A 15,417-nucleotide genomic window follows, 5' to 3' on the forward strand; every position below is an offset into this window, starting at 1 on the left:
TCGCTGCGCTCGCGAGCTTCGCCGTCCATCGTGGGCGACGGGCCGATCGCGGGGCGCGCTCGCTGCGCTCGCAGATTCAAGCGTCCGTGGCTTCGGGCCGGCGTGCTGATGCGGGATACCCCGCGCGCTGACCCGATACCCCCGCAAGTTCTGCCCGGCACCCACGACGGACGCTCGCTCCGCTCGCGAGCTTCGCCGTCCATCGTGGGCGACGGGCCGATCGCGGGGCGCGCTCCCTCCGGTCGCAGATACAAGCGTCCGTGGTCTCGGGTTGCGCGTGCTGATGCTGAACACCCCCGCGAGTCTCGGCCCCGGGTCCGTGGCTTCGGGTTGCGCGTGCCCGTGCGCTGATCGCCTATGCCCGCGCGAGTTGCACCTGTCGGCGCGCTGTCAGACTGGGTCCGTGGTCAAGCAGCGCGTCTACGTGCACATCGGTGCACCCAAGACCGGCACGTCCTACGTGCAGGACCGGCTCGCGCTCAACACGAAGTCGCTCTCGGACCAGGGCGTCCACTACCTGTCGCGGTCACCGATCATCGACCCGACCCTCTTCCAGTTCCGGGTCGCGCTCGACCTGCTCGGCCAGGACTGGGGAGGTACGCCGGGGCACGCCGAGGGCGCCTGGGACGCGTTCGTCCGGCGCGCCCGACGCCGCAGTGGCTCGGTGATCCTCAGCCACGAGATCCTCGCGCCCGCGCGGCCGGCGTACGTCGACAAGCTCAAGCGCGACCTGCGCGGCGCGGAGATCCACGTCGTCTACGGCGCCCGCGACCTGGCCCGCCAGGTGCCGGCCGCCTGGCAGGAGAGCATCAAGCAGGGCCGCAAGTGGTCCTACCGCAAGTTCCTCCTGCGGATGCAGCACGGCGACCTGTGGTTCTACCGCGCCTTCGACCTGCCCAACGTGCTCAACACCTGGGGAGCGGGGCTGCCGCCCGAGCAGGTGCACGTGGTGACCGTGCCGCGGCGGGGGGTGGCCGAGCGGCGCGGCGAGCTGTTGTGGCACCGGTTCTGCGAGGCGTTCGGCATCGACCCGGCGTGGGCGCCCGTGGACAGCGAGCGGGCCAACCGCTCGCTCGGGATGGCCGAGACGCAGCTGCTGCGGCGCCTCAACCGCGGCGTCGAGCGGACCGCGCGGCAGCAAGGGCGCTACGACGACCTGATCCGCGACCTGCTGATGGAGGACCAGCTCGGCGGTCGTGAGTCCGGGCTCGTGCGGCTCCCGCCCGACCTCTTCGGCTGGGCCGAGGAGCAGAGCGACCGCTGGATCGAGTGGCTCGAGCAGAGCGGGGTCCACGTCATCGGCGACCTCGCCGAGCTGCGACCGCTGGCGCCACCCGAGGGGACCGAGTGGGTCGACCCCGACAAGGTCTCGGCCAAGAAGCAGCTCGACGCCGCGGTCGCCGCCCTGGCCGCGATGACCGCCGAGGCGGCCCGCCGGCCCGACCCGGACCGGGCCTTCGTCAACAAGGTGCGGGTGGGCGCGCGCCGACTGCGCGAGTCATGAACGCCACCGTCAACACCGCCGCCGCGTGGCTGTGGGTCGACCACCTCCGCGGTGGAGGAACGACCCCGTGGGCCGACTGGCTGGCCGCGGCGGCCGACGCCGACGACCCGCGCGGGGGCGACCGCCTGCTGCCCGGAGCCCAGCAGCTCGAGCTCGTCCGGCGGCTCAACCAGGCCGGGCGGGTCTCGACCGACCTGGTCGAGCGGGTGCTGGTCGCCAGCGCACCCGGCCGCGGGCGGCAGGACCTCGAGCTCCTGGGAGCCGTCGAGCCCCTGGCGTTCGGGCCGCCGCCGATCGACCCGGCCACCCTGAGCGCCGACGACCTGGTGCGGGTCGCCGTCGGACTGATCGCCGAGGACGTCGTCGCGGCCGGCGGGCCGCCGGCCGAGCCGGTGAAGGTCCGGCGCTGGCGCACTCGCTACCGGCTGGCCGGCGACCCGTGGCTCGCCGGCGCCATGCGCGCCGAGCTGGTCGCCCAGGGCCGACCGCCGGGTGGCCGGGGCGCGGTCGCCGCGGTGGTGGGGACCGACCTGGCCACGATGGTCGCCCACGAGTGGCTGGCGTCGTGCTTCACCGACGGCGCGGTCGACTGGGCCGACTACTGCTCGGGGATGCGGCGTCGCGGCCGGCTGCCGCGCCGGGTCGACCTGGCCGCGACCGCCGCGCGCTGGGCCGGCGAGCTCGGCGGCGCCGACCAGGTGCGCGTGGTGCTCGACCCGGCCCGGGTCGCCAAGGTGGTCGGCGTACGCCGCCTGGCGGTGCCGCCCGACGTGGCTGCGGACGCGGCGGAGCTGGCCCGGCGTACGGCCGGCGCGCTCGGCCTGTTGGTGACCCCGCCGCGTCGCGCGGAGCTGATGCGGACCGTGCTGCTGCCTCGGCTCGCCGGTGTGCCCGGGCCGCGTCCTGTCGTCCCGAGCGCGCACCGTGAGTGGCTCGAGGAGCAGGCCCGGCTCGTCCAGCAGGGGATCCGGGCCGGTGACTACCCTGTCGTGGGTGACCTGGACGCGCTCTTGCCGCGCTGGCCGGACCTCCCGGCCGAGGACTCGGCCGCCCGGCAGTCCGAGCACGTGCTGAACCTGGCGCTGGGCCTCCTGCTCGCCCCGGCCGGCGGAGGTGGACGCCGGTGAGCGAGCGGGTCCTGCTCCACGTCGGCACCCCGAAGACGGGCACGTCCTATCTCCAGGACGTGCTGTTCCGCAACCGGGTCAAGCTGCTGGCCAGCGGCATCACCTACCCGGCGGAGCGGTTCGACGCGCACTTCCTCGCCGCCCTCGACCTGATGAAGATGCCCTGGGGCGGGCTGCAGGCCGAGGCGATCGGCGCCTGGGACGAGCTGGCGGCCGCGGTCCGCAAGGCCCCGGGCACGGCGATCATCAGCCACGAGATCCTGGCGACCGCCTCCCGCTCCCAGGTGAAGCGGGCGCTCGAGTCGGTCGGCTACGGCGCCGGCACCGAGGTCCACGTGATCCTGTCGGTCCGCGACCTGGTGCGGCAGATCCCGGCCGAGTGGCAGGAGAACGTCAAGCACCGCGCGGGCCTGAGCTACCAGGACTTCCTCAAGCGGATCCAGGACCCGGAGCGGGCGAGCCGGATCGGCAGCTGGTTCTGGGGCGTCCAGGAGATCCCCGACATCCTCAACCGCTGGGGCCACGACCTGCCGCCGGAGCACGTCCACCTGGTCACCGTGCCGCCGCCCGGGGCGCCCGACCTGCTGTGGAAGCGGTTCAGCACGGCGTTCGGGCTCGACGGCCTCGACCTCGATCTGGAGGCCGAGCGGGTCAACCCGTCGCTCGGGGTCCCCGAGATCGCGCTCATCCGGCGGATCAACCGCCGCGCCAACAAGGACCTGCCCCCCGCGGACTACCGGCCGCTGGTGCGCGAGCTGCTCGCCCACCAGACGCTGTCGCGGCGTACGTCGTCACCCCGGCTCGCGCTGCCGCCGGACATCCACCCGTGGGTGCACGAGCTCTCCGAGTCGTGGGTCGCCGAGATCCGCCGCCGCGGCTACGACGTCGTCGGCGAGCTCAGCGACCTCCTCGGCGCGCCGGCGTCGACCGACTACGTCGACCCGGACCGCCCCGCCGAGCGCCAGGTCGCCGACGCGGCCGTCGACGCGATCAAGGCCCTGCTGCTCGACAACGCCCGGCTGCGCCGCGAGGAGGAGCGGCTGCACGCCGAGCTGCACGAGTCGCACCTCGCGCTGGAACGCTCCTTCCTGCGGCCGACCTACCGGCTGCGCGAGAAGGTCGTCCGCCGGCTCGAGCGGAGCCTGCCAGGCAAGGGCCTGCTGAAGGTCTACCGCGCGGCGCGGGGGAGGAGCTCCCTGTCGGCGTAGCGGCCGATCCGCCAGGTGGAGTAGGCGTCGGCACTGAGGCCGACCACGCCGCCCACGATCGGCACCCGGCGCCCGACGGTGATCGCCAGCCGCTTGCCCGCCACCTTGGTGATCAGCTCGGAGGCGACCTCGGCGGACAGGATCCGGTCGAGGTCGGGGTCGTTGACCGGCGCCGTGGCCAGCGCCATCGGCGGGGCGGGCAGCTTGCGCTGCTTGATCATCGAGTTGACCGTGTCCTCGCCGAGGAGGCAGGTCAGGATCGCGTTGCGCACCCTCGGGTCGTCGAGGTCGTAGCCGCGCAGGTGGGCGATGCCGGCGATCATCCGGCACTGGATCAGCGCCAGGCCGGAGACGTTGGCCGGGATGGTGAGCGCCATGGTGACGATGCCGCCGATGTTGGTGACGAACCCCTGGGCGCCGGCGTAGCGCACGTGGTTCTCGATCACCTCGTGCACCGCCCGCTCGCGGTGGCCCTTCTGCTCCTTGAGCTGGGCCTCGGCCGCGTGCGCCGCCGGCGGCAGCGGGCCAACACCGACGATGGCGCGGTGCAGGGCCTCGCGCACGAAGGTCGTGGTCAGCCCGGGGGCCAGCTGGGTGATCTTCGGGGCGAGCTGGCGGCCCGCTTGGCTGGCGGCGCGGCTGGTCAGGCTCATGCAGCGATCCTAGGTAGGCGCTCCACGTCGTCCCCGATGGCTACTGTCCGTCCATGCCCGTCGAGCCACCCAGGTCCGTCTGGGACTTCGGCGATCCCCGGGAGGCCGGCGACGACGAGGACCTGGTCGGCATCGGCGCGGACCTCGAGCCGGGCACCCTGCTCGCGGCCTACCGCCGGGGGATGTTCCCGATGCCCGACGGCGGGGTCCGCCCACCGATGTGCTGGTTCTCGCCGGTCCGGCGCGGGATCATCCCGCTGGACGGGCTGCGGGTGTCGCGCTCGCTGCGCCGCGCCGTACGGGCGTGCGAGATCCGGGTCGACACCGCGTTCGCCCAGGTGGTGACCGCGTGCGCCGACCCGCGCCGGCCGCAGGGCTGGATCACCCCGGACATCGCCGAGGCCTACGTCGCGCTGCACCGCCTCGGCTGGGCGCACTCGGTCGAGGCCTGGCGTGACGGCCGGCTCGTCGGCGGGCTCTACGGGGTGGCGATCGGCGGACTGTTCGCGGGGGAGTCGATGTTCCACCGCGAGCGGGATGCGTCCAAGGTCGCGCTGGTCGGCCTGGTCGACCTGCTGTCGGACTCGCGCGCGGCGGACCGGCTGCTCGACGTCCAGTGGGTGACGCCGCACCTCGCGACGCTGGGTGCGGTCGAGATCCCGCGGGACGACTACCTCAACCGGCTCGCCGGCGCCCTGACGGTGCCGGAGCCGGACTGGCGCGCGGGTCAGAAGACGAGCGCCGGCTGACCCGTCTCGCTCACCAGGTCCCGGCCGGCAGCGGCCCAGTCGAGCATGCCGCCGTCGAGGTTGACGGCGTCGCGGCCCTGCTGGATGAGGAACGCCGCGGCGTGCGCGGACCGGGCGCCGACTTTGCAGACCACCAGCACCTGCGCGTCCGGCACCTCGCCGATCCGCTCCTGCAGCTCCATCAGCGGGACATGGACCGCGCCCTCGATGTGGCCGTGCGCCCACTCCACGGGCTCACGCACGTCGAGGACGGTGAGGCCGTCGGGCAGCGGGTCGGGGACGCCGTCGATCGAGACGGTGGGGATGCCGGTCACGTGGCCAGCCTACGAGTGGTAGCTGCCCTTGATCGCCAGCGCCGGTTGGTCCACCTCGCTGCCGAGCGTGCCGTCGATCTCGATGGACAGTGTCGGCGTCGGGTCGCATGACGCCTCGTGGACTGTGACGGTGCCGGAGGAGCCCGGTTGGGCACTGCTCAGCTCGTTGGAGTCGTCCGTGACGCCGTTGGTGAAGAAGAACGTCATGGTCCTCCGGTCGCTGCTTCCATCCACAGATTCGTAGGGGAGGTCGAACGTCTGGCCCGGCCGGACCTTCTCGGTCAGCAGCTCGACGTGCAGGACCGGTCCGGTGAAGGTCTCCTCGGGCGGGGCAACGTCCTGGGCGGCTGCCTGGAGCATCGCGTTCGACGTCAGGGTCAGGACCTGGAAGGCCTTGCCGTCGCGCTCGCTCGTCGCGCAGGCGAGTCCGATGTCCTTGGCCTCCCAGGTGTAGGTGGAACCGTCGGTGTCGGTGTAGGTGAGCGAGCTGGTGTCGGTCGTCCCGGGGTCGTTGGCCACGCGGTCCCCGCCGTCGCTGCCACCGAGGACCTGGGTCGCTGTGCCGGCGGCGACTGCCACTGCGGCCACGCTGACGAGCGCGCGGCGCATCGTGCGACGTCGCCGGATGCGGCGGCCGACACCGGCCAGCAGGTCGTCGGGAGGAGCAGTGGGTGCGCTGAGGCTCCGGTAGGCCTGGAGGATCTGGGGCTCGGTCATCGGTTCACCTTCTCGACTCGTTCGGCATGGTCCTTCAGCCGCTGGACCCCCCGTGACAGCTGGCTCTTGACGGTTCCTTCCGAGCACCCCATCCGGTCGGCGATCCCGCGCACGTCGAGATCCTCGACGTACCGCAGCGCCAACGCCGTGCGCTGGCGCGGGCTGAGCGTGGCCAGCGCCTCGACCAGCCACGCCTGCGAGGAGCTGGTCAGCCCGACGTCGGGCGCCGGCTCGCTCGAGCGCAGTCCCGGCAGCTCACGACGCAGCCGCCGGATCCGGTCGATGTTGAGCCGGGTCATCACCGTGCGGGCGTACGCCGCCGGCTGGTCGATCCGGCGCCACTTCTCGCCGACCCTGACGAGGGTCTCCTGCAGCAGGTCCCAGGCGTCGTGACGGTTGCCCGTGAGCGCGTGTGCCAGACCCAGCAGCGCTGGGCTCTGCGCGTCGACGAACGCCGCGAAGTCCTCGTCGGTCCCGCTCACACGGCCTCCCGGTTCTGTTCCTGCTCCCCCCTGGAGACGGGGGCGGGTCACGAAACGTTGACGGGCTACTTGAGGAACTTGCTGGTCCGCCGGTCGGCGAGCGGCTTGCCCCCGGTCTGGCAGGTGGAGCAGTACTGCAGGCTCGAGTCGGCGAAGGACACCTCGCGCACGGTGTCGCCGCACACCGGGCAGGCCTCGCCGGTGCGGCCGTGGACGGCGAGGTTGGACTTCTTCTCGCTCTTCAGCTCGCTGGCGGCCAGGCCCCGGGAGCGGTCGACCGCGTCGCCGAGGGTGACCCGGATGGCGTCGTAGAGCACCACGAGCTCGCTGTCGTCGTCGCCCTCGACGAGGGTGGACGCCGGCTTGAACGGCGACATCCTGGCGGCGTGCAGGATCTCGTCGGAGTAGGCGTTGCCGATGCCGGCGATGGTGCCCTGGTGGCGGAGCACGCCCTTGAGCTGTTTGCGGCCCTCGGCCTCGAGGACGCCGCGCAGCCGCTCGAGGGTGAAGTCGTCGGACAGAGGGTCGGGCCCGAGGCTGGCGATGCCTGGCACGTCCTGGGGGTCGCGGACGACGTAGATCGCCAGCCGCTTCTTGGTGCCGGCCTCGGTGATGTCGAGCCCCGACTGGTCGTCGAGCACCACCCGGGCCGCGAGCGGGTTGCGGCCGCTCGGCTTGGGCGGCAGCGTCGGCACCTCGTCCCGCCACCGCACCCAGCCGCCGCGGGCGAGGTGCATGACGAGGTGGAGCCCGGAGACGTCGATGTCGAGGAACTTCCCGTGCCTCGTCACGCCCTCGACCGAGCCGCCCTCCAGCGCGCGCAGTGGCGGGTCGAAGGTCTTGAGCGCGCTGAACGCTGCGATGTGCACGGTCTTGATCGCGTGGCCGGCCAGCCGGCCCTCCAGGTCGAGGGCCAGCGCCTCGACCTCGGGCAGCTCGGGCACGCGCGTCAGTCTATGTAGGTCCGCCCCCGCCGACCGGTGACAGATTTCGAGGCCGGGAGCATCATGGGCAGATGGCGGACACCGCGCCCCTGCCGGCCGCGGCGTCGATGTTCCTCGACGCGCGGGGCGCCGACCGTGCGCTCCGGGTCTCCTGGCACACCGAGGCCGACCTGGTGGTGCTGTCGATGTGGCGCGAGAACGTCTGCGTGGGCTCCTTCCGGCTCGCCATCGACGAGGTCCCCGACCTGATCGCGTTCCTGTCGTCCGGCCTCGGGTCGGCGTACGCCGGGGCCCGGGCCGCCCGGCCCGCCTGACGGCCCGGGCCGCCGGTCCGGGCGAGCGGTGAGCCAGGCAGGTTTCTGGCGCGGGGAACTGTGCCTCAGCCACCGCTCAGTTGCCCCGGCCCGGGCGAGCGGTGAGCCAGGCAGGTTTCTGGCGCGGGGAACTGTGCCTCAGCCACCGCTCACGCGCCCGAGGCTGCATGCTCGGCGAGTTATCTAAGGAATCGGCTAGAGACCCGGATACCGTCCGAGCGTGGACCCGATCCGGAACCCCTACGCCCCCGGCGCGGGCCAGCGCCCGCCCGAGCTGGCCGGCCGTGACGAGCAGCTGCGCGCCTTCGACGTCGTGCTGGAGCGGGTCGCGCACAACCGGCCCGAGCGCTCACTGGTGCTCACCGGGCTGCGGGGCGTCGGCAAGACCGTCCTCCTCAACGCGCTGCGCAGCCAGGCGGTCCGCAAGGGCTGGGGCACCGGCAAGCTCGAGGCCCGCCCCGACCAGCGGCTCCGCAAGCCGCTGGCCAGCGCCCTGCACCAGGCCGTGCGCGAGCTCGGACACCCCCAGCAGGAGGAGTCCGACCACCTGCTCGGCGTGCTGAGGGCATTCGCCGAGCGCGAGCCCGCCGGCGCCAAGCTCCGCGACCGCTGGAGCTCGGGCATCGACGCAGCGCCTGTGCGGGGAAGGGCGGACTCCGGCGACATCGAGATCGACCTGGTCGAGCTGCTCTCCGACCTGGGCGGCCTGGCCGCCGACACGGGCAAGGGCGTGGCCGTCTTCGTCGACGAGATGCAGGACCTCGGGCCCGACGACGTCTCCGCGCTGTGCGCCGCGTGCCACGAGCTCGGCCAGGCCGGCCTGCCGGTGATCGTCGTCGGCGCCGGACTGCCCCACCTGCCCGCCGTCCTCAGCGCCAGCAAGTCCTACTCCGAGCGCCTCTTCTCCTACCAGCGCATCGACCGCCTCACCCGCGAGGAGGCCGACCGCGCGCTGACCGCCCCCGCGCAGAGCGAGGACGCGTCGTACGACGACGATGCGCTGGCCGCGATGTACGACGCGACCGGCGGCTATCCCTACTTCGTCCAGGCCTACGGCAAGACGGTCTGGGACCTCGCCCCCCATTCGCCCATCACCCGCGCCGACGTCGCGGTCGCCGCACCCGAGGCCGAGCGCGAGCTGGCCGTCGGGTTCTTCGGCAGCCGATACGAGCGCGCGACACCGGGGGAGCGGGACTACCTGCGCGCCATGGCCGACGCCGCCAGCGAGCTGCCCAACGAGGTCACCGACGCGGTCGGCTCGGTGGCGACCGCCGACGTGGCGGCCTACCTCGGCAAGAAGCCGCAGTCCCTCTCACCGGCGCGCGACGCGCTGCTCAAGAAGGGCCTGATCTACTCCGGCGAGCGCGGCCGGATCGCCTTCACCGTGCCGCACTTCGGTCGCTATCTTCGGCAGCAGGCCTGACCGAAGGAGGCACGGTGAAGCTGCGGATCGCCGGTGTCCTTTCGGTCGTGGCCGGCCTCGGCTTCGGGCTGCCGGGCATCCCCGGCCTCGTGCACCTCGCCCGTGAGGACGAGGTCTGGACCTTCATGGGGTTCCCGACGTACGGCGACGGACCCTTCGAGTCGGCAGGGATCGACTCCACGCCGGTGCTGCTCGGCGGCTTCCTGGCCGTCTGCGTCGCCGAGGTCGGTGTCGGCGTCGCGCTGTGGCGAGGTCGCGGCCAGACGGCGTCGTTGATCCTCCTGCCGTTCGAGCTCGCCTACTGGATCGGCTACGCGCTGCCCTTCGGGCCGCTGCTGGGTGCCGGGCGCACGGCGCTCGTGCTCGCCTCGAGGAGCACGTCCGACTCGGTCTCGCCGACCTCGACAAATCCCAGCCGCTCGTAGAGAGACCGCGCCCGCGGGTTGTCCTTCTCCACCGACAGGCGGACAGGCAGCCCAGCCCTGCGGGCGTCGGTGACGATCTGCTCGACGAGGTGAGTGCCGATGCCGTGGCCCTGATGGGCGGGCAGCAGCTGGATCCCCGCGAGCTCGACGTGGTCGGGCGCCCGGACGACCCGGAGGCGGCCGGCCCGCTCGCCGTCGATCTCGATCACCGACGTCAGGTTGTGCTCCACCTCGCCGCGGACCTGTTCGCCGGTCCACTCGGCGAAGCCCGCGCGGAACGCCGACTCGTCGAAGTCATCGGGCAGCCGGCCCTGGGCCCGGGTCGCGACGACCACGACGTCGGTCAGGAACGCGACGTCGTGCTCGGTCGCCGGCCGCACGAACACCGAGGGCATGGGCCCGACCGGCGGCATCGTCACGTCGACAACCTACGTCGCGACTCGGCGCTCTCTATGCTCGAGGCATGCAAGAGGCGGCGGTCGGTCACGACGAGAACGTGATCGGTGCGGCAGTGCTGCTGGTCGCGGACCGGATGCGCGAGGCGGTCGAGCCCGTGACGGGCACGACGGGCGCGTCCGCGGCGGGGCTGACCGCCCTGCTCGCGTGGGCGGACGGCGCGCACATCGACGCGCTCGCCATGGGCCTCCGGGTGAGCCACTCGCGCGCGGTGCGGGTCGTCGACGGGCTCGAGCGAGCCGGGCTCGCCGTGCGCAGCGCGGACCGGACCGACGGACGGCGGGCGTTGGTCCACCTGACCAGGAGGGGCCGAGCGACCGCCGAGCGGGTCCTCGCGGCCCGGTCGGCCGCGCTGAACGACGTGCTGGCGACGTTGACCGACGACCAGCGGCGGGCCCTGGCCGGCGCGGCCGGGGCGATCCTGCACGAGGGGGCGGTCAGCCGCGCGGAGGCCCGCGCCATCTGCCGACTCTGCGACGCCGCCGCGTGCGGCCACCTGCGTGGCGAGTGTCCGGTCACCGCCGGCGCCGACGCGCGCGAGCTCAGCTGATGTGGTCGACGACCTGCTGGGCGCTGACGGAGAACTCGGCCCAGACGGCCACCAGAGCGGCGGTGGCGACGCCGCGGTCGCGGGAGGCCACCGCCAGGTTCGCCGTGACCAGGCCGTCCGCCGCGCTGAGGGTCGCGTAGTAGCCGACCCCGGTCGGCCGCTTGCACGTCGACGCCTCCAGCAGGTCGTAGCGGGGGTCCTCGACCTCGACCGGCTCCCTCGGCCCGTCGCAGACCCAGAAGGTCGCCAGCTCCTCGGCGGACTCCCGGGCGGCCTCGGCCGAGCCGAAGACATCCATCCCGGCCCCCCACGCGCCGACATCTCCGTCGTCGAGCACGTAGTAGATGTCCCACGACATGCTCGCCAGCCGGTCATCATCCTCGTTGCCCACACCCTTGATCTGCCTGCTGAAGTCGAAGCTGCCGTGCTCGAAGGAGGCGCTCGACGGCCGCCCCACGTCCGCGAGGGCCTGCTCGGCGACCGGGACCTGGACCGGGGCCTGGACCTGGGCCGACCCGCACCCGGTCAGCGCGAATGCCAGGACCGCCGTTGCCACGTCGCGGGTGCGCACGACCACCTCCAGGTATATGCCTCTAGCACATAAACTACTCCATCCCGTCGGCGCGGACCTCCCATCCGGACAGGTCATCGGTCCGTCATGATGCTGGCTATGAGCCCCGCGACACCGGCAGGGCGGCCGCAGGTGGTCGCGCACCGGGGCGCGAGCTATGAGAACGCCGAGCACACCCTGGGCGCCTACGTCGCCGCGCTGGACGCCGGCGCGGAGGGCCTCGAGTGCGACGTCCGGCTCACCGCCGACGGGCACCTCGTGTGCGTGCACGACCGGGACCTGCGGCGTACGGCCGGCCGGCGCGACGCGATCTCGACGATGGATCTCGCCGACCTCGAGCGGCTGGACGTCGCCTCGTGGAAGAACCCCTGGGCCGACCTCGACGACGAGGCCCCCATCCGGGACGAGTCCATGGACCGGGTGCTCACGCTGCGCAAGCTGCTGGAGACTGCCGCCGACTACCACCGCCGGGTCGAGCTGGCGATCGAGACCAAGCACCCGACCCGCTACGGCGGTCTGGTCGAGAAGCGCCTGGTCGAGACCCTGCGCGACTTCGGCTGGCACAAGGCCGGCACCCCGGTGCGGGTGATGAGCTTCAGCTTCACCGCGCTCAGCCGGGTCGACCAGATGGCGCCCGAGGTCCCGCTGGTAATGCTGATCGACAAGACCAGCATGTGGCCGGTCCTGCGGCGGATGATCGGCAAGGACTGGCTGGTGGGACCCGGCATCGAGCTGCTGCGCGAGGAGCCCGAGCTGGCCAGGCGGATCCATCGGCGCGGCCACGACATCCACGTGTGGACGGTCAACACCGAGGAGGACCTGAAGCTCTGCCTCGAGCTCGGGGTCCAGGCCGTGATCAGCGACCGGCCGGCGCTCATGCTGCACCTGCTCGACGGCGCCCCCGGGGACGAGGACCGCCCTGGGTAGGTTTCCCACCATGGCGAAGAAGTCCCGCACCAAGACCCGTGAGACAGGTACGCCGGAGGGCGCGGTCGGCCCGCGGCAGCCGTGCCCGTGCGGGTCCGGCAAGCGCTACAAGGCCTGCCACGGCGCGGGGGCGGGTGCGCCCGCGGCGTACGTCGCGCGCCCGTTCGAGGGCCTGCCCTCGGAGTGCGACGTGATCGCGCTGCGTGAGCTGGTGCCGGCCGCGACCGCTCCGCTGACCGTCAAGGGCAGCGATCGCAATGTCCTCCTCGCCTCGTTGCTGCCGATGGCGGCGCCGGCGATGGTGCGCGACAGCGGCGACATCTGGCTGGGGCTCCAGGTGCAGCACAACTTCGGCGACCCGTCCCGCGACCTGGGTGCGGTGCTCAGCCTCGCGCTCGAGGCCGAGCCCGGCATCGTGGGGCTGACCGCACCGCCCGGCGAGGGTCCGCGGCTGCAGGACCTGGTCGAGGGCGACCATCTCGACGTCACGGTGCACGACGGCTTCGACTTCTGGGTGGCCGACGTGGAGGACGACGGGTCGCTCGCCGCGGGACTCGAGGCCGCCAACGCCGCGGCCTCGCCGACGGCCAGGCTCACCCAGGTCGAGGCGGCGTACTGGACCGACGTCACGACCAAGGAGCACCTGCGCTGGGTGATGCCCGAGCCGGAGGACCAGCTGCTCGACGCCTTGTCGCGGCTGCACGCGGCGGGCCGCGACTCGCTCGTCGACGGCGGCCGGCTGGTCGGGATGTTCCGGGCCCACGGTCTCCTCACCCCGGTCTGGGACCTGCCGCTCGGCACCGGACCCGAGGCGCTCGAGGACCCGGCCACCGACTTCGCGGCCGCGTTGGCCGAGGCGCTGGCCGACGACTCCCCGCTGACCGCCGAGCAGCGCGCCGCCCGTTCGGGCCTCGCCAACCGCCAGGTCACGATCCGCTGACCCGACCCGGATCGCGGTGAACCTCAGGCGAACCTCAGTCGACCGCGTCGTCTCGTCGAGACTCCTCCGGACGGTCGACCGGGAAGCCATGCCCGGCACCCCAGGCGACGGCCTGCGCCCTGCTCCTGGCGCCGATCTTGCGGTACGCCGAGCGGATGTGGCTCTTGATCGAGTTGATCGACAGGAAGAGCTGATCGGCGATCTCCTGGTTGCCGAGTCCGCTGACGACCAGGCCGATGATCTCCGACTCGCGGCGGGTCAGACCGGCCTCCAGGCCGAGCCAGCTCCCCGCCTCCCACTCCTGAACGATCTCGCTGCCTTCGAGCGACCCGGTGACCGCATCGGTGATGAGCTGGATGAGCTCCTCGGCCTTGATGCCGAGCGTGATGCCCCACTCCACACCCTTCTCACGGGCCTGGGCGCCGAGCTCCGGGCGCAGGGTGCGGTCGATCGCGATCACGGTCGTCGCGGTGTCCGAGAGCCAGCCCTCCAGATCGGTGGTGTCGCCGGCGCGCAGGTGGATGACGTCGAACAGCACCACGTCGGGCTCTGCGTCCGGTGCACCTCGGGTAGTGATCTCGAAGGGAGCATCGGCCGTCTCCAGAATCGTGCGGAGACCTACCTCGACGACCTCTTGGGTGGTGGCGATGTGCACCCACACCCGGCCGGCCGACGCTTCCATGTGCGGAGTCTGACGCACAAGGGAGTAGACCGCCTCGATCGACCCGCCCCCTCCGGGCACGTGCTGACGCATACTGCGAGCCATGGACCCGCGCCCGGAGGCTGAACCCCAGCCCCGGGCGACGACCGCTGTGGTCGTCACCGCGGAGTCGCGGCACCGGACCCGGTCACTCCAGCCGACGGTGCTGCGGCGGGTGGGCGGTGTGACGCTGCTGGACCGCACCGTCAAGGTGCTGCGCGAGGCCGGCGTGACCCGGATCGTGGTGGTGGCCGGCTACCGGAGCGAGGACGTGGCCGCCACCATCCACTCCCACGGCCTCCCGGTCGAGCTGGTGGTCAACCCGGACTGGCAGCAGGGCACGTCGACCTCGGTGCTGGCCGGCCTCCGGCAGGTCGACGAGGACAGGTGCCTGGTCGTCATGGGCGACCACGTGTTCGAGGCCGACGACGTACGCCGGCTGATGGCCGCCCCGGGCCGCAACGTCCTGGCCGTCGACCGTGATCCGCAGCGCCAGGTGGGCGGCCTGGGAGGGGTGCCGCCGGTCCGGGCGCGGATCGCGACCGACGGCCGGCTGGTCGAGCTGGCCGCGGACCTGAAGGAGTACGCCGCGGTCGACGCCGGCCTCAGCTCCGTCCACGTCGCCGACGTCCTGGCCGCGACCGCCGACGCCCCGGGGATGCCGTGGGCCGCCGTGCGGCGGCGGATGTTGGACCACGGCTTCGAGATGACCACCTGCGACTTCACCGGGCTCTGGGCGGCCATCGACACACCCGAGGGGGTGCGGGCCCTGGAGCGGGCGATGTGGCACCGCTACGGGCCCAAGCCGACCGACCAGATCATCGCCCGCACCGTCAACCGGCGGATCTCCGGCCCACTGACCCGCCAGCTGCTGCGCACCGGGCTCAGCCCGCACGTGGCCACGGTGCTGGCCTTCGCCACCACGCTGCTCGCGTCCGGCCTGATCGCGGTCGGCGACCGGTGGGTGATGGCGGCGGGCGGGCTCGGCGTCCTGCTCGGCTCCGCCCTCGACGGCGTCGACGGCGAGCTCGCGCGGGTGAGCGGGCGGGCCTCGCGCCGCGGCGCCGCGCTCGACACGCTGCTGGACCGCTACGCCGACCTTGCCGTGGTGGTCGGCCTGGTGATCGGGGCCGGCCACACGCAGACCGCCTGGGCCTGGGGGTTCGCCGCCGGCTGCGGGTGCCTGCTGATCTCCTACATCCACGCGGTGGGCCGCGACACCGACGTGCGGCTGCTCTTCCGGCGCGAGGTCCGGCTGCTGATCTTCGCCCTGGCGGCGATCAGTGGTCTACCGCTGTGGGGGCTGGCGGTCGTCGCCGTCGCGGCCAACCTCGACACGGCGCGTGGCGTGGTGCTGCTCCTGCGGGCGATGCACACCTGACCTTCGCCTGACGACCCCGAGTCGCGTGGGCC

Annotated in this window: 19 protein-coding genes; 11 read left to right on the top strand and 8 right to left on the bottom strand. The window is 72.9% G+C overall.

The genetic code is table 11. From position 1 onward, the window contains the following. Positions 1–403 precede the first annotated feature (403 nt). From ACYVC6_RS02695 to ACYVC6_RS02705, 3 genes are read left to right on the top strand one after another with little or no spacing between them, the layout of a single operon-like run. The gene (locus ACYVC6_RS02695) at positions 404–1,504 is read left to right on the top strand and encodes a hypothetical protein (RefSeq protein ID WP_460710709.1); all 1,101 of its coding nucleotides are present in this window, start codon (positions 404–406) and stop codon (positions 1,502–1,504) included. Further along, positions 1,501–2,631, top strand: coding sequence for a hypothetical protein (locus tag ACYVC6_RS02700; protein WP_460710711.1), 1,131 nt, complete (start codon positions 1,501–1,503; stop codon positions 2,629–2,631). Before ACYVC6_RS02695 ends, ACYVC6_RS02700 begins: the two co-directional genes overlap by 4 nt. After that, on the top strand, positions 2,628–3,839 hold the full coding sequence (locus ACYVC6_RS02705; RefSeq protein WP_460710713.1) for a hypothetical protein: 1,212 nt from the start codon (positions 2,628–2,630) through the stop codon (positions 3,837–3,839). The genes ACYVC6_RS02700 and ACYVC6_RS02705 overlap by 4 nt, the downstream gene beginning before the upstream one ends. On the opposite strand, the gene ACYVC6_RS02710 is transcribed toward ACYVC6_RS02705, so the two are convergent. Then, positions 3,800–4,492 carry an EcsC family protein gene (locus ACYVC6_RS02710; RefSeq protein ID WP_460710715.1) on the bottom strand — a complete coding sequence of 231 codons (693 nt, stop codon included), beginning with the start codon at positions 4,490–4,492 and terminating at the stop codon, positions 3,800–3,802. The two genes, ACYVC6_RS02705 and ACYVC6_RS02710, sit on opposite strands and share 40 nt — an antisense overlap. Before the next feature lie 53 nt (positions 4,493–4,545). On the opposite strand from ACYVC6_RS02710, the gene aat reads away from it, so the two are divergent. Next, entirely contained in the window at positions 4,546–5,241 is a 696-nt protein-coding gene (aat, locus tag ACYVC6_RS02715) for a leucyl/phenylalanyl-tRNA--protein transferase (protein ID WP_460710717.1), read from the top strand. On the opposite strand, the gene ACYVC6_RS02720 is transcribed toward aat, so the two are convergent. From ACYVC6_RS02720 to ACYVC6_RS02735, 4 genes are all read right to left on the bottom strand, one after another. Next, positions 5,220–5,555 carry a rhodanese-like domain-containing protein gene (locus ACYVC6_RS02720; RefSeq protein ID WP_460710719.1) on the bottom strand — a complete coding sequence of 112 codons (336 nt, stop codon included), beginning with the start codon at positions 5,553–5,555 and terminating at the stop codon, positions 5,220–5,222. The genes aat and ACYVC6_RS02720 overlap by 22 nt on opposite strands. Before the next feature lie 9 nt (positions 5,556–5,564). Further along, positions 5,565–6,272 (bottom strand): hypothetical protein, encoded by a 708-nt coding sequence (locus ACYVC6_RS02725; RefSeq protein WP_460710721.1) that lies wholly within the window; start codon positions 6,270–6,272, stop codon positions 5,565–5,567. Beyond that, entirely contained in the window at positions 6,269–6,754 is a 486-nt protein-coding gene (locus ACYVC6_RS02730) for a SigE family RNA polymerase sigma factor (protein WP_460710723.1), read from the bottom strand. Before ACYVC6_RS02730 ends, ACYVC6_RS02725 begins: the two co-directional genes overlap by 4 nt. 65 nt (positions 6,755–6,819) lie before the next feature. Then, positions 6,820–7,698: an Fpg/Nei family DNA glycosylase gene (locus ACYVC6_RS02735; protein ID WP_460710725.1), complete on the bottom strand. Its 879-nt coding sequence runs from the start codon at positions 7,696–7,698 to the stop codon at positions 6,820–6,822. Between the two features lie 71 nt (positions 7,699–7,769). Between ACYVC6_RS02735 and ACYVC6_RS02740 the strand changes: the two genes are divergently transcribed. The 3 genes from ACYVC6_RS02740 (at position 7,770) to ACYVC6_RS02750 (ending at position 9,860) form a co-directional block, all read left to right on the top strand. Continuing rightward, positions 7,770–8,012 (top strand): hypothetical protein, encoded by a 243-nt coding sequence (locus ACYVC6_RS02740; protein ID WP_460710727.1) that lies wholly within the window; start codon positions 7,770–7,772, stop codon positions 8,010–8,012. Positions 8,013–8,232: 220 nt separating this feature from the next. Continuing rightward, a complete protein-coding gene (locus ACYVC6_RS02745) occupies positions 8,233–9,435 on the top strand; it encodes an ATP-binding protein (protein ID WP_460710729.1) in 1,203 nt (400 codons plus the stop codon). Positions 9,436–9,449: 14 nt separating this feature from the next. Further along, positions 9,450–9,860, top strand: a complete 411-nt coding sequence (locus ACYVC6_RS02750; protein ID WP_460710731.1) for a hypothetical protein — start codon at positions 9,450–9,452, stop codon at positions 9,858–9,860. Here the strand turns inward: ACYVC6_RS02750 and ACYVC6_RS02755 are convergent. Further along, entirely contained in the window at positions 9,746–10,273 is a 528-nt protein-coding gene (locus tag ACYVC6_RS02755) for a GNAT family N-acetyltransferase (RefSeq protein ID WP_460713295.1), read from the bottom strand. The genes ACYVC6_RS02750 and ACYVC6_RS02755 overlap by 115 nt on opposite strands. A 50-nt stretch (positions 10,274–10,323) precedes the next feature. Here ACYVC6_RS02755 and ACYVC6_RS02760 point away from each other — a divergent pair, with 50 nt between their 5' ends. Next, a complete protein-coding gene (locus ACYVC6_RS02760) occupies positions 10,324–10,866 on the top strand; it encodes a MarR family transcriptional regulator (RefSeq protein WP_460710733.1) in 543 nt (180 codons plus the stop codon). On the opposite strand, the gene ACYVC6_RS02765 is transcribed toward ACYVC6_RS02760, so the two are convergent. Further along, positions 10,859–11,437, bottom strand: a complete 579-nt coding sequence (locus ACYVC6_RS02765) for a hypothetical protein (protein WP_460710735.1) — start codon at positions 11,435–11,437, stop codon at positions 10,859–10,861. The genes ACYVC6_RS02760 and ACYVC6_RS02765 overlap by 8 nt on opposite strands. Before the next feature lie 99 nt (positions 11,438–11,536). On the opposite strand from ACYVC6_RS02765, the gene ACYVC6_RS02770 reads away from it, so the two are divergent. Both ACYVC6_RS02770 and ACYVC6_RS02775 read left to right on the top strand, forming a co-directional pair. Continuing rightward, the gene (locus tag ACYVC6_RS02770) at positions 11,537–12,364 is read left to right on the top strand and encodes a glycerophosphodiester phosphodiesterase (RefSeq protein ID WP_460710737.1); all 828 of its coding nucleotides are present in this window, start codon (positions 11,537–11,539) and stop codon (positions 12,362–12,364) included. Between the two features lie 10 nt (positions 12,365–12,374). Next, on the top strand, positions 12,375–13,304 hold the full coding sequence (locus ACYVC6_RS02775; RefSeq protein WP_460710739.1) for a DUF5926 family protein: 930 nt from the start codon (positions 12,375–12,377) through the stop codon (positions 13,302–13,304). A gap of 34 nt (positions 13,305–13,338) precedes the next feature. On the opposite strand, the gene ACYVC6_RS02780 is transcribed toward ACYVC6_RS02775, so the two are convergent. After that, complete coding sequence (locus ACYVC6_RS02780; RefSeq protein ID WP_460710741.1) at positions 13,339–13,986, bottom strand: LuxR C-terminal-related transcriptional regulator; 648 nt, start codon at positions 13,984–13,986, stop codon at positions 13,339–13,341. A gap of 82 nt (positions 13,987–14,068) precedes the next feature. Here ACYVC6_RS02780 and ACYVC6_RS02785 point away from each other — a divergent pair, with 82 nt between their 5' ends. Then, the gene (locus tag ACYVC6_RS02785; protein WP_460710743.1) at positions 14,069–15,385 is read left to right on the top strand and encodes an NTP transferase domain-containing protein; all 1,317 of its coding nucleotides are present in this window, start codon (positions 14,069–14,071) and stop codon (positions 15,383–15,385) included. Positions 15,386–15,417 lie beyond the last annotated feature (32 nt).

The sequence above is a fragment of the Nocardioides dilutus genome, from assembly GCF_054779555.1.

Excerpts from the sequence above, each read along its gene's own strand:
- ACYVC6_RS02700 (WP_460710711.1), top strand. The coding sequence starts at position 1,501 with ATGAACGCCACCGTCAACACCGCCGCCGCGTGGCTGTGGGTCGACCAC.
- ACYVC6_RS02710 (WP_460710715.1), bottom strand. The coding sequence starts at position 4,492 with ATGAGCCTGACCAGCCGCGCCGCCAGCCAAGCGGGCCGCCAGCTCGCC.
- aat (WP_460710717.1), top strand. The coding sequence starts at position 4,546 with ATGCCCGTCGAGCCACCCAGGTCCGTCTGGGACTTCGGCGATCCCCGG.
- ACYVC6_RS02725 (WP_460710721.1), bottom strand. The coding sequence starts at position 6,272 with ATGACCGAGCCCCAGATCCTCCAGGCCTACCGGAGCCTCAGCGCACCC.
- ACYVC6_RS02740 (WP_460710727.1), top strand. The coding sequence starts at position 7,770 with ATGGCGGACACCGCGCCCCTGCCGGCCGCGGCGTCGATGTTCCTCGAC.
- ACYVC6_RS02755 (WP_460713295.1), bottom strand. The coding sequence starts at position 10,273 with ATGCCGCCGGTCGGGCCCATGCCCTCGGTGTTCGTGCGGCCGGCGACC.
- ACYVC6_RS02760 (WP_460710733.1), top strand. The coding sequence starts at position 10,324 with ATGCAAGAGGCGGCGGTCGGTCACGACGAGAACGTGATCGGTGCGGCA.
- ACYVC6_RS02770 (WP_460710737.1), top strand. The coding sequence starts at position 11,537 with ATGAGCCCCGCGACACCGGCAGGGCGGCCGCAGGTGGTCGCGCACCGG.
- ACYVC6_RS02775 (WP_460710739.1), top strand. The coding sequence starts at position 12,375 with ATGGCGAAGAAGTCCCGCACCAAGACCCGTGAGACAGGTACGCCGGAG.
- ACYVC6_RS02780 (WP_460710741.1), bottom strand. The coding sequence starts at position 13,986 with ATGGAAGCGTCGGCCGGCCGGGTGTGGGTGCACATCGCCACCACCCAA.
- ACYVC6_RS02785 (WP_460710743.1), top strand. The coding sequence starts at position 14,069 with ATGGACCCGCGCCCGGAGGCTGAACCCCAGCCCCGGGCGACGACCGCT.